Annotated in this window: 6 protein-coding genes; all 6 read right to left on the reverse strand. The window is 69.9% G+C overall.

What is annotated here, in order from left to right; translation table 11 throughout:
- Positions 1-88: 88 nt before the first annotated feature.
- The gene (locus ACM14_RS24680) at positions 89-1,855 is read right to left on the reverse strand and encodes a TolC family protein (RefSeq protein ID WP_065347616.1); all 1,767 of its coding nucleotides are present in this window, start codon (positions 1,853-1,855) and stop codon (positions 89-91) included.
- Positions 1,855-3,231 (reverse strand): HlyD family type I secretion periplasmic adaptor subunit, encoded by a 1,377-nt coding sequence (locus tag ACM14_RS24685; protein ID WP_065347617.1) that lies wholly within the window; start codon positions 3,229-3,231, stop codon positions 1,855-1,857. Before ACM14_RS24685 ends, ACM14_RS24680 begins: the two co-directional genes overlap by 1 nt.
- The gene (locus tag ACM14_RS24690; protein WP_043823925.1) at positions 3,228-5,090 is read right to left on the reverse strand and encodes a peptidase domain-containing ABC transporter; all 1,863 of its coding nucleotides are present in this window, start codon (positions 5,088-5,090) and stop codon (positions 3,228-3,230) included. The genes ACM14_RS24685 and ACM14_RS24690 overlap by 4 nt, the downstream gene beginning before the upstream one ends.
- Positions 5,091-5,189: 99 nt before the next feature.
- Positions 5,190-8,411 (reverse strand): Mur ligase, encoded by a 3,222-nt coding sequence (locus tag ACM14_RS24695; protein ID WP_254662130.1) that lies wholly within the window; start codon positions 8,409-8,411, stop codon positions 5,190-5,192.
- A 112-nt stretch (positions 8,412-8,523) separates the two neighbouring features.
- A complete protein-coding gene (locus tag ACM14_RS24700) occupies positions 8,524-9,048 on the reverse strand; it encodes an OmpA family protein (RefSeq protein WP_012204004.1) in 525 nt (174 codons plus the stop codon).
- A gap of 82 nt (positions 9,049-9,130) precedes the next feature.
- A partial coding sequence (locus ACM14_RS24705) for a hypothetical protein (RefSeq protein ID WP_065347618.1) occupies positions 9,131-12,988 on the reverse strand: 3,858 nt, incomplete at its 5' end.

The following is a 12,988-nucleotide window of genomic DNA, read 5'->3' on the forward strand; positions in this document are numbered from 1 at the left end:
TGCAAAAGCCCATCGTTGTCGATGGCGGCGGCTGGCGATGGGCAGAAGCCGGCCGCTGCACGGGAAACCTCACCTGCCGCTTCTCACTTCACCACTGCTGTCGCGAGGCGGTGGTTGGAAAAGCGTCTGAAACGGGGCGCAACTGCTGCTCAAGGCGCAGCTGTATTCGTTGGGGCATGGCGCTGGCGGACAGGGTGGCCACGGCAGCGTCCTGGGGGTCGGGGCGAATGCGCGAGGGCGCAGGGCCGGGTTGGATGTCGGGGGCATTCCCGGGCGCGTTCCTGGGCTCGTCCATGGGGGCAGTGCCTGGCGCACCACCACCTGCCGGAATCGGTTTTTGCGGGGTGAACAGCGCGTTCAGCCAATGGTCGGGCGGGTCCTGCGGCAGGAGGCGGCCGGTGGTGCGTGCCAGCCGCAGTTCGTTGATGCGCTGGTCGTAGATGGCGTCGGCCTCGTCCAGCAGCAGGCGCTGCATGTCCAGCTGGGCGTCCAGCACCTGGGCCAGGCTGCCGCGCCCGACTTCGAGCAGGCGGCGGCGCCCCTCGAAGGCGGCGCGCGCCTCGCGCACGGCGTCGGCCAGCTGGCTTTCGCGCTGGCGGCCGGACTGGGTGCGTCCCCAGGCGGCGGAGGCGGTTTCGCGCACCTGGCGGCGCACGGTTTCCTGCTGCGCTTCCTGGGCCTGCAGTTCGTTGATGGCCTTGAGGATGCGGTCGCGCAGCTCGAAGCCGTTGCCGAAGTTCCAGCTCAGCTCCACGCCGTAGCGCGTGCCCTCGGCATAGAGCACGCCGCTGGGGTCGCGCGTGTGGGCCACCACGGCGGCCAGCGTGGGAAAGCGCTGGGACTTGCTGCGGTCCACTTCGGCGCGGGCCTTCTCGATCTGCTGCTCCATCTCCTGCAGCTCGGGGCTGACGGTTTCGGAGGCCTGCAGGGCCGAGTCCTCGTTGGCCGGCATCCATTGCACGGGCACGTTGAGCTGGGGCAGCCAGCCGGGCTGGGGCGTGAAGCCGAAGTAGCGCGTGAAGCGGGCCTGCGCATCCATGCGCTGCGACTCCAGCGCGTGCTGCTGGGCCAGGGCGCCGGCCTGGCGCGAGGCGGCCTGGCGCAGGTCGTTGCGGCCCACGGCGCCCAGTTCGGCGCGGCGCTCCTCGATGCGCGCGAGCTGGCCGATGATGCGCGCCGACTCGGCCGCCACGCGCGCCTTGTCCTCGAAGCGGTGCAACTCCAGCAGGGCGGTCAGCGCCTCCAGCAGCACGTTCTGGCGCGTGCCGTAGAGCACGCTGCCCTGGGCCGCTTCCTGCGATTCGGCCGAGCGGATGCCCGCGCCGATGGCGCCGCCGTCCAGCAGGGCCATGCGCACTTCGGCGTTGACGGCGGTGTAGGACTCGCGGCCCCGGCGCAGCTTGGCATCGCCCGTGTTGGTGCCCACCTTGAAGGTGGGCCAGCGCGCGCCGCGCGCGGTGTTCACGTCATGCCCGGCCGATTCCAGCGCGGCGCGCGCCTTGCGCACGTCGGGGTATTCGTCGATCAGGGCATAGAGCGCATCGAGCAGGCGGCGCTGCCCGCCGTCGCTGGCCAGGGTGCCGGGCGTGAGGTGCTGGGCCAGGCGCAGGACCACGGGGTCCGGTGCGGCTGCGGCCGTGTTTGCGGATGTGGATGCGGGTGCGGGTGCGGCTGCGGCTGCGGCAACCATGCCGATGTCCGTATCAAGGTCCCTGTCCGCCGCAGCCACGGGCGCGGCAGCGGCCTGCAGCGCCTGCAGTGCGGACAGGCAGCAGGCAGCGGCCAGCAGCTGGCGCAGCCGGGCGTGGCAGCGGGCGTGCCAGCCCATGGAAGGGGAGGTCGGGCGGCCTGGCATCAGGGCTCCCGGAAGGCTTCGCTCTGGATGCGCAGCACGGGCCGCAGCAAATACCAGATAAAGGGTTCGTGGCCCAGCAGCAGGTCGAGTTCGGCCTGCATGCCGGTGGTGATGCGGTTGTCGGTGCGGCCCACCCAGGGCTGCTCCAGGCTGGCCTGGATGCGGAAGTACGAGGGCGAGTCGGCCAGGTTGGGATCGCGGTCGGCATCGGCCGCCACCAGGGTGACCTGGCCGGGCACCGAGCCGTAGCGCAGGAAGTCGTAGGCCGAGATCTTCACCCGGGTGGCCTGGCCGGGGTGCACATAGCCACGGTCGGCGGGGCTCAGGCGCGCCTCGACGATGACTTCGTCCTTGTCCGGAACGATTTCGAGGATGGGCTCGCCGGGCTTGACCACCCAACCGGCGCCCGAGCTGCGCAGGCCCTTGACGAAGCCGCTGGTGGGCGCCAGCACGGCCGTGCGCGTGCGCTGGGTGCGGGCGCGGACCAGGTCTTCGTTGAGGCTGGCCAGCTCGCGTTCGGTCTGGGCCAGCTCGTCGGAGGCGCGGCGGCGGAAGGCGCCCTGGGTCTCCTGCAGCTTGGCCTGGGCCTGCTCGATCTTGGCGCGGTTGCTGAAAAGCGTCTGGCGCGAGGCAGCCAGCTCGGCCCGCACCTGCTCCAGCGCCCGCTGCTTGTCCAGCACTTCCAGCTGGCCTATCAGCTGCTCGGAGGCGAGCTGGCCGGCAATGGAGGCTTCCTGCTGGTGCAGGCGCAGATTGGTCTCCAACCCCTCGATGCGCGCCTGCACCTGGGCCACGTCGCCGCGCGCCTGCTGCAGTTGGGCCTGGGCTGCGGCAAGGCTGCCCTGGTGCTCCAGCGCGCGCGCCGAGAAGGCGCCCAGTTCGGCCTGGACCACCTGCGCGTCCAGGTCGGCGGGGAAGGCGGTGCGCTGCAGCGGCCGGCCCTGGCTTTCCGCACCCAGACGCGCCTTGACGGCCTGGGCCGTGGCCATGCGGGCGGTGAGCTGTTCGAGGTTGAGGCTGTTGCTGCCCAGGTCGATTTCCAGCAGCGGCTGGCCCTGGGTCACGGCCTGGCCTTCGCGCACATGGACGGCGGTGACGATGCCGCCTTCCAGATGCTGCACGGTCTGCACGCGGTCGGAAGGGATGACCTGGCCGCTGGCGACCACCACGTTCTCCACCGGATAGAACAGGCCGGTGACCACCAGGGCGGCGACGGGGATGACGAGCAGCCACTTGCCCCGCGCCAGGGCGGCTCGGCCAGGGGTAGGGGGCGTTGCGCCGGACGCGTCCGCAGGCGGCTGGCCGTGCACGGCTGCCTGCGCTTCGCTCGACTGGCGAAGCACCAGGGGGAGGTCGTCGTAGCGCCCGGCCCTCATGAGGCAAGCTCCTGCGCCACGGCGGGGTGATCGGCATGCGGGGCCGGGTCGGCCGGCGTTGCGGGGGCTGCGGACGCTGCGGGTGCTGCGGGAGCCGCCGGCTCGCGCGCCGTGCCGAACAGCTGGGGCAGCAGCAGCTGGGGCGAGCCATGCTCGATGCCGCCGTCGCCGCGCACATGGTAGAGATGCTGGGCCATGGAGGCCACGCGCAGCGAGTGCGTGACGACGATGACCGTGTGCTTGAGCGCAATCTGCCGCAGCGTCTGCAGCAGCGCGGTTTCGCTCTCGAAGTCCAGGTCGTTGCTGGGCTCGTCCAGGATCAGCACCGAGGGGTTGCGCAGGAACAGCTGGGCCAGGGCCAGCTTGCGCAGCTCGCCGGCCGACAGGCCCGCGCCGCCTTCGCCCAGCACGGTCTGGTAGCCCTGGGGCAGGCGGCTGATGAAGCCGTGTGCGCCCGAGATCTGGCAGGCGGTGACGATCTTGTGGTCGTCGGCATCGGGGTTGACCATGCGCAGCCCGTCCACGATGGGGCCGCTGAACCAGTACACCTGCTGGGCCAGGCAGCCTATCCAGCGGCCCAGTTCGGCGCGCGGGAACTGGGCCATGTCGTATTCATCGATGAAGATGCGCCCCTGCGTGGGCTGGTAGAGGCCGGCCAGCAGCTTGGCCAGGGTGGACTTGCCGGCGCCGTTGCGCCCCACGATGGCGTGCAGCCCGCCGGGGCCGATCTCCAGCGATGCCTGCTCCAGCGCCACATGGCCGCCCGGGTAGTGGAAGCTTGCCTGGTCCAGGCGCAGCCGGCCCTGGGGCCGGGGCAGGTCCACGGTGTCGGTCATGGCCTCGACGGGTTCCTCCAGCACGGCCTGCAGGCGGCGTGCGGCCTCGTTGGCATGGGCCAGCGAGCGCCAGTTGCTGGCCAGTTGCGAGATGGGGCCCAGCGCCTTGCCCGACAGCAGGTTCACGGCCATCAGGCTGCCGATGCTCATCCACTGCGCATTGATGGCAATGGCGCCCACGGTGATCACGGCAATGGAGAACAGCGTCAGCAGCACGGTGCTGGCCTCGCGTGCGTTCTCCATCTCGCCGTTCTTGCCAAAGCTCTCGGCCAGCCAGCGGTCATAGCCGCTTTGCCAGTTCTGGCGTGCGGCGGCGTCGTAGCCCAGCACCTTGAGCGTGGCGCGGGCATTGCAGATCTCGGCCGTGCCCCGGTCCAGCATGCGGGCCTGGGCGATTTCCTCCACGCGGCCGCTGCGCACCTCGTCGGCCCACCACCAGGCCAGCACACCCATGATGAGCATGGCCACCAGAATCACCGGCAGCACGGGCCAGGCAATGATGCCGATGACGACCAGGGCCAGCAGGGCCATGGGCAGGTCCAGCAGCGAGGTCGCCAGGCCTCCGGACATGCCCGAGCGCATGGCGCTCACGTCGCGGAACAGCTGCAGCCACTGGCTGGAGGAGCGCTGCTCCAGCGCGGCCAGCGGGTGGCGCAGCATGGAGTGCATCAGCGCCTGGGACACGTCGCGGTCGATCATGGCGCCGGCTTCGCGCAGGGCGCGGGCGCGCCTGCGCCGCAGCCACCATTCCACGCCCAGGAAGAACAGCACGCCCGCCACCATGGCCGTGAGGGTGGCGGTGCCGCCACGCGCAATGACGCGGTTGTAGACCTGCAGCAGGAAGATGGACGGCAGCAGGCCCAGCAGACTGATGGGCAGCGACAGCCAGCCAGCCCGGCGCAACTGGTGCGCAGCCCGGTCGAAGGACTCGGCGATGGCAGATGCAAAAGCCCCCACCGTCTCCGTTCCCGACGGCATCGCCGTGGCCTTGGCCAACTGACGGGGAAGAAGGTATCGGATCATGTTCTGATGGGCTTAGTAAGCATCTTTACAAAATGTAAAGGTACTCGTTTCACAAACACTGTAGCGAGTTATATACAGCCCTCTATAAGTTTTATTCAATCAAGAATGCATGTTCATTTGTTTTTGATGTGGATCAAAGCAGGGAGCCTGAATAGACGCTATTAAATGACCCCCGTGCCCACTGAAACTATCTCGTATGGCATCGGCCGCCAGGGCAAGATTGGTCGTGGCGCGGCCGGCCAACAAAACCGTATCGCCTTTATGGGTAGTTCTCAGCAGCGAGCAAATCAGCTGATTCAGATCGTCATACCAATTGACGTGCAAAAGATCGCCCAAGGCTGCCGCCAGCGGCCTGAGCGGCTCCCCGTACAGCAGCACGCGCCGGGCCTGGGCATCCCGCACCAGCGGCTCCAGGGCCAGCTGCGCAGCGTCGATGCTGGCCTGGCCGGGCTGTATGCCCGCCAGCACGATCAGCCTTCTGCTCACATGGGGAGCGACCGACTGCAGCTGGGAAAATGCAGCCGTCATGGACAGTAAGTGGTTGCTCAGGCTGTGGTCCAGCAGGCAGATTCCACTGGGCAGGAGCTGCGGCTGCCCGGCTCCGATCATGGGCTGCCAATGGGCCAGTGAGGCCTGCACCTGTGCGGGCGCATAGCCCAATGCATGCAGGGCCGCCAGGGCCGCCTGCGCATTGAGTGCCATGTGGTGGCCGTCGGATTGCAGGGAAATGCCCAGGCGCAGGCTGCCCATGCCTATTTGCAGATTTCCATTGTGAAACCCCATTTCACGGACCTGTGCATTGCAATGGGGGCCAAACGTGATCAGGCGCAGTCCCATGCGCCTCGCATGCTCAATAACACTGGGGTTTTCACCTATGTCCTGATCGGTGACCAGCGCACTGCCTTTGTGCATGAGCTGCATGGCTTCAAGCACTTCCTGCAATGCTTCGTATTTTCTTTCACCGGACAGACCGGCCTGTCCGGAGGGCTCGGACTCCCCTGAATGGGGGGTGTTATTTATTGAAAGATTAGTAATAACCAGAATATCTGGGTCAATCAGCGGCAGGTCGCCACGCAGTGCCTGCAATGGCAGCTCCAGCAGGGCGCAGGGCGAGGCCTCGCTCCAATTGATCATCTGCAGCGCCGTGCCCTGGGACAGCAGGGCATCGCCACGCGCGTCTCCCCCGTCCTGCAGGCACTGGCGCATCATGCCCAGGGTGGAGGTCTTGCCCACGCAGCCGCTGACGGCGACCACGGGCGACTGGATGCGGCGGCGGGCCGCCTGCGCCAGATTGCGCAGGCCCTCTTCCATATCAGGCACATGCAGCACCGGCACGCCGTGGTCCAGCAGGCCCTGCGGGCTGCTGCTGATCAGCGCCGAGGCGCGCAGCGTGGGCAGGGCCGCAGCCTGCACGCCCAGCGCCATGCCTGCACGCCGCACCAGCACGGCGGCGCCGGGCTGGTGGTGCAGGCGGCTGGCATCCAATCCCGCGCAGCCGGTGCCGCTATCTGTGCCGCTATCTGTGCCGCTATCGGTGCTGGGATCTGTGCCGGGCTCCGTCGTTGCATCCAGCCAGCGCCCGTTCATCAGTTCGGCCAGGGACGCTCTGTCCCAGGACATGGACGGGTACATGGAGCCCGCTGTGGGCGGAAAAGCCGGCTGGCCCGCAGTCTCATCGGCCCGCGACGTGAGGGAGAGTGGTGGCGAGGGCGGGGAAGCTTTGGCGGGGCTGTCACCCGCGCTCAGGCCGTGGCCTGCCTGCGCAGGCAGCGCGTCTTCCCCGGATTCGGCCGCGGCATGGCTGGTGGCCGCGCGCAGTGCCTGGGTCAGGGCGTCCAGCAGTTCCAGGCCTGCCAGGCTGGATGCCAGCAGCCAGGCGATTTCGCGCGGGGACTGCAGCACCTGGCGCAGGCTGCCATCGGCAAAGGCTGCATGGCGGCGCCGGGCGGGCGGCAGGTACAGCGCCTGCTCAGGCCAGATGGCGCGCTGGGCCATGCCTTGCAGATGGCGCTGCAGGCTGATCTGCCATTGGCGCAGCAGGTCGGTGGGCTGCGGCTCCAGGCCTGCGTCGAGCTGCAGGCTCTCGACCAGGGCAATGCCTATCCAGCGTGCACAAAGGGCGCCTGCCTTCTCGACACTTTCGCCATCGTCGCCATTGCCGTCATTGCCGACCTCCATGCCCAGCAGCTGCGGCAGCGCGGCCTGCAGGAAGGCGGCAGGCAGGGCCGCCGTGTCGGGCAGGGCGCTGCGCGCCGCGCGCAGCGTGGGGCTGTCGCTGGTGGGGGGGCGCGAGCTTGCATAGACATGCATGGCCAGCTCGGCCCAGGTCAGCATGGGCTGGCCGGAGCGGGGTGTGCCGGCTTCAGCGGCATTGGTGGCAGCGGCGGCAGCCTTGGTGGTGCTGGCCGAAGCGGCAGCCATGGACAGCAGGCTTTCCGCCAGCGGATCCATCAGCGCCGGAATGCGGGCGCGGGCCTGGCTGTCGGCTCCCGGCCCCAGGACAAAGCTGTTGCGCAGGTGGCGGGCCAGCACCAGCATGGCCAGCGCGCTGGGCAGGCAGTCGCCGGGCAATGGCTGCAGCCGTTGCTCCACATGGTCCACGGCCAGCGCAATGGCCTGCGCCAGCGCGGCGCTGCCCGCATGGCGCTGGGCCTGCAGCAGGGCGTAGGTCACGCCCAGGTGGTCGCAGACATCCCCGCAACCGGGCCAGCTTCCGTCCTTGCCCTGCTGCGCCAGCAGTTGCTGCAGCGCAGCGTGCACGGGCACGAGGTGGGGCCAAAGGCGCTGCTCCGGCGGGTCGGTGCGCGGCACGGCCATGGCGGGCTGCTCCCCGCTGATATAGATGCCGCGCAGGTGCAGCAGCAGGCAGGGCGGGTGCAGGGGCGGTTGGGCGCTGCCTGTTTCACTGCCCAGCGGGTGCGGATCTGGCAGCAGGGGCTGCAGCAGCTGCGCACGCTCCAGGCTGGCATCTGCCAGGGCCAGGGAGCGCATGGGCGCCTGGGTCCAGGCGCTGCAGTCCGGCAGCGGACTGTCCGCCTTCAGGGGCGTGATGTCCTGCGCCCAGTCGATGCGCAGATCGACCTCGTCACGCTTGCGGGCCCAGGCCCATTGGCGCACGCGTGTCGCACCCTCGCGCCAGGCAGCCTCCAGCGTGGTGGCGCGCACGTGGAAGACGGAGGCAACCTTGTTCTCGGCCGACACCGTGAAGAAAAGAATGCAGCCGGGGTAGGGTTCGGGCAGCAGCACCATGTGCCGTGCCAGGTACTCCAGGCCATTTGCCAATTGCTGCGACAACATGCTCTCGGCCTCGGTCAGGGTCATTGGGAGGCTGCTCTTCCCGTGGGGACGGGACGCCGGGCTGCGGTGCACCGACCGCGTGCGGATCTGTTCCTTCATGGCGGCCCGGCGGCAGGCGGAAGCGGAGCGCGGCGGCTCAGCGGTAGTCGAATTCCACGCGCCGGTTGCGCTGGTGGGCTTCTTCGCTCGTGCCTTCGTCGGCCAGCCGCTCCTTGCCGTAGCTGACGGACTCCACGCGGGCCGGGTTCACGCCCAGCAGCTGCAGGCTGTTGCGCACCGCGTCGGCACGCTTTTGGCCGAGCGCCAGGTTGTATTCGATGCCGCCGCGCCTGTCCGTATGGCCGCGCAGCATCACCGAGCGCCCGGGATTGCTGCGCAGCCACTGCGCATGGCTTTCCACGATGGCCCGGTCGCTGTTGCGGATGGTGTAGGCGTCGAAGTCGAAGTAGACGATGTGGGCGACGTTGGCGGGCCCGCGCTGGTCGGCCTGCGTGGTGGCCACCACGGGCGCGACGCCGGAGCTTGCCGGCGCCGGGGCCGGGGCCTTGCCGAAGGCGTAGTGGTGCTCGGAACGCTGCGTGCTGGTGGTGGCGGTGGATCCGCAGGCGGCCAGCCCTGCGGCCAGCAGCACGATGGTGCACAGCCTGAAAGTGTGTGACATGGAGGATCTCCTGGGACGTGCGCCGCCACCGTGGGGCGGCGGCGCAGGGGATGGATGCGGCGCCCGCAGGCGCCGCGGCCGCTCAGAGCAGGGTGTTGTGGTGCAGTTGCTGCGTCAGCACGCTGGCTGCTGCATCGGCCGTGCTGCTGGCATGGCTGCTGATGGAGGTGGCAATCGGATCCAGCTCGGCGACCGAGGCCGCTGCCGCGTGCGATGTGCCACCCAGCAGACCACCGAGCAGCCCGCCGCCGGACGATCCCCCCAGCAGCCCGCCCAGCAGGCCGCCGCCGCTGCTGCCGCCACCCAGCAGGCCGCTGACGATGCCGTTGTTGCCGGCCACGGTGTTGACCACGCCGCTGACGATTCCGTTGTCGCCGGCCACGGTGTTGACCACGCCGCTGACGATTCCGTTGTCGCCAGCCACGGTGTTCACCAGCCCGCTGACGACACCGTTGTCGCCGGCCACGGTATTGACCAGCCCGCTGACGACACCGTTGTCGCCCGCCACGGTATTGACCACGCCGCTGACGATGCCGTGATCACCAGCCACGGTGTTCACCAGCCCGCTGACGACACCGTTGTCACCCGCCACGGTGTTGACCACGCCGCTGACGATGCCGCTGCCACCGGCCACGGTGTCGAGCACGCCGCTGACGATGCCGTTGTTGCCTGCCACCGTGTCCAGCACGCCGCTGACGACGCCGTTGTCGCCCGTCACGGTGTTCAGCAGGCCACCGACCAGGCCCGATCCGCCAGTGAGGCCCCCCGTGAGGCCACCCAGCAGGCCGCCGTCACCGCCCAGCAGTCCGCCAACGATGCCGTTGTCGCCCACCACCGTGTCGAGCAGCCCGCCGACCAGGCCGGAGCCGCCCGTCAGACCGCCAGTGAGGCCGCCCAGCAGGCCGTCGTCGCCGCCCAGCAGTCCGCCAACGATGCCGTTGTCGCCCACCACCGTGTCGAGCAGGCCGCCGACCAGACCGGAGCCGCCCGTCAGTCCGCCCGTGAGGCCACCCAGCAGGCCGCCGTCACCGCCGACCACGCCACCCAGCAGGCCATCGCCGCCCGTCAGGCCGGCCAGCACGCCGTTGACGGTGCCGATCACCGGCTGCAGTGCCTGGCCCGGGACCTGCGTCAGACCGTTGGCCAGGTCCGTCACCACACCCAGCGGACCGCCGTTGACCTGGGTCACGCCTTCCACCAGACCCGTGACCACGGACAGTGCGCCGGTGCCGGGGTCGATCAGCGCATCCAGTACCTGGCCCACAGGGGCGCCGGCCGTGCCGCCGAGCAGGTCGCCAACGGTGTTTTGCACCGTGGTGACAAGGCCGTCGCCGCTGCCTGTGCCGCCGCCCGGAACCAGACCGCCCAGCAGACCGCCGACCAGGCCGTCTTCGCCAAGCACGCCACCCAGCAGGCCACCGTCGCCGCCCAGCAGACCGCCGACCAGGCCATCATCGCCAAGCACGCCACCCAGCAGGCCTCCATCGCCGCCAAGGACGCCGCCCAGCAGGCCACCGTCGCCACCCAGCAGACCGCCGACCAGGCCATCATCGCCAAGCACGCCACCCAGCAAGCCTCCATCGCCGCCAAGGACACCGCCCAGCAGGCCACCGTCGCCACCCAGCAGACCGCCGACCAGGCCGTCATCGCCGAGCACGCCACCCAGCAGGCCGCCATCGCCGCCAAGGACGCCGCCCAGCAGGCCACCGTCACCGCCCAGCAGACCGCCGACCAGGCCGTCATCGCCGAGCACGCCGCCCAGCAAGCCGCCGTCGCCGCCGACCACACCACCCAGCAGGCCATCGCCGCCGGTCAGGCCGGCCAGCACGCCATTGACGGTGCCGATCACCGGCTGCAGTGCCTGGCCCGGGACCTGTGTAAGGCCATTGGCCAGGTCCGTCACCACACCCAGCGGACCACCGTTGACCTGGGTCACGCCTTCCACCAGACCCGTGACCACGGACAGTGCGCCGGTGCCGGGGTCGATCAGCGCATCCAGTACCTGGCCCACAGGCGCTCCGGCCGTGCCGCCCAGCAGGTCGCCAACGGTGTCCTGCACCGTGGTGACAAGGCCGTCGCCGCTGCCTGTGCCGCCGCCCGGAACCAGGCCGCCCAGCAGGCCGCCGACGAGGCCGTCTTCGCCAAGGACGCCACCCAGCAGGCCGCCATCGCCGCCCAGCAGACCGCCAACCAGGCCGTCTTCGCCAAGCACGCCACCCAGCAGGCCTCCATCGCCGCCAAGGACACCGCCCAGCAGGCCACCATCGCCGCCCAACAGACCGCCGACCAGGCCGTCATCGCCAAGCACGCCGCCCAGCAGGCCGCCATCGCCACCCAGCAGACCGCTGACCAGCTCGCCAATGCCGCCTTCACCCAGGCCGCTGCCCAGGCCGGCAATCAGGCCGTTGAGGGTGCCGATCACCGGCTGCAGGGCCTGGCCGTCCACCTGGGTCAGGCCATTGACCAGTTCGGTCAGCACGCCCAGAGGGCCGCCGTCCACGCTGGTCAGGCCTTCCAGCAGGCCGGTCACGACCGAGGCCGTGCCATCGGTGGGATTGGCCAGCGCGTCCAGCAGTTGGCCCACAGGGGCTGCGACGGTGCCGCCGAGCAGGCCGTCCACCACGTCCTGGACCGTGGTGACCAGGCCGTCGCCGCTGCCGCCGCCCGTGCCGCCGGGGATCAGGCCGCCCAGCAGGCCGTCCACCAGCTCGCCGATGCCGCCCTCGCCCAGTCCGCTGCCCAGGCCGGCAATCAGGCCGTTGAGGGTGCCGATCACCGGCTGCAGGGCCTGGCCATCGACCTGGGTCAGGCCATTGACCAGTTCGGTCAGCACGCCCAGGGGGCCGCCGTCCACGCTGGTCAGGCCTTCCAGCAGGCCGGTGACGACCGAGGCCGTTCCATCGGTGGGATTGGTAAGCGCATCCAGCAGTTGGCCCACAGGGGCTGCGACGGTGCCGCCAAGCAGGCCGTCCACCACATCCTGCACCGTGGTGACCAGGCCTTCACCCGTGCCACCGCCCGTGCCGCCACCGGGCACCAGGCCGCCCAGCAGGCTGCCGACCAGTCCGCCCAGCCCATCTTCGCCCAGGCCGTTGCCCAGACCGGCAATCAGCTCGTTGAGCGTGCCGATCACCGGGGCCAGGCCTTCGCCGTCCACCTGGGTGAGGCCGTTGACCAGCTCGGTCAGCACGCCCAGCGGGCCGCCCTCGACATTGGTCAGGTTCTCCAGCGCGCCGGTCACGGTGGACAGCAGTCCGTCCGTGGGATTGGTCAGCGCATCGAGCAACTGGCCCACGGGGGCCGCCACGGTGCCGCCCAGCAGGCCGTCCACGACGTCCTGCACGGAGGTGACCACGCCGCTGTCAGGCGTGCCGGGAGGATTGCCCGTTCCGCCGCCCACCAGGCCGCCCAGCAGTCCACCCACGCCGGCCAGCAGGCCGCCCAGCGCACCGTCTTCGTCGAGCAGACCGCCGAGCACGTTGTCCACTACCGTGCCGATGGAGCCGCCGGAACCCGCTTCGTCCAGGCCCTTGAGCAGCTCATTGAGCGTGCTGATCAGGGGCTCCAGGCCCTGATTCTGGATATTGACCAGGCCGTCCACCAGCTCGGTCAGCACGCCCAGCGGCCCGCCATTGGTGCTGGTCAGGCTCTCCAGCAGGCCTGTCACCCCGGACAGCGTGCCGCTGCCGGGATTGACCAGCGTATCGATCAGGTTGCCCACCGGGCCGGCGACCGTGCCACCGGACAGCGCACCCACCACGTCCTGCACGGAGGTGATCAGGCCGTGGCCGTCCGTGGGATCCGTCGGATTGGTGGGGTCCGTGGGATTGGTCGGGTTGGTCGGGTTGGTCGGGTTCGTCGGATCCGTGGGATTGGTGGGGTTGGTCGGGTTCGTAGGATCCGTGGGGTTGGTCGGATTGGTGGGGTTCGTGGGATTGGT

It is taken from the genome of Delftia sp. JD2 (assembly GCF_001682645.1).
Classification (GTDB): Bacteria; Pseudomonadota; Gammaproteobacteria; order Burkholderiales; family Burkholderiaceae_C; genus Comamonas; species Comamonas acidovorans.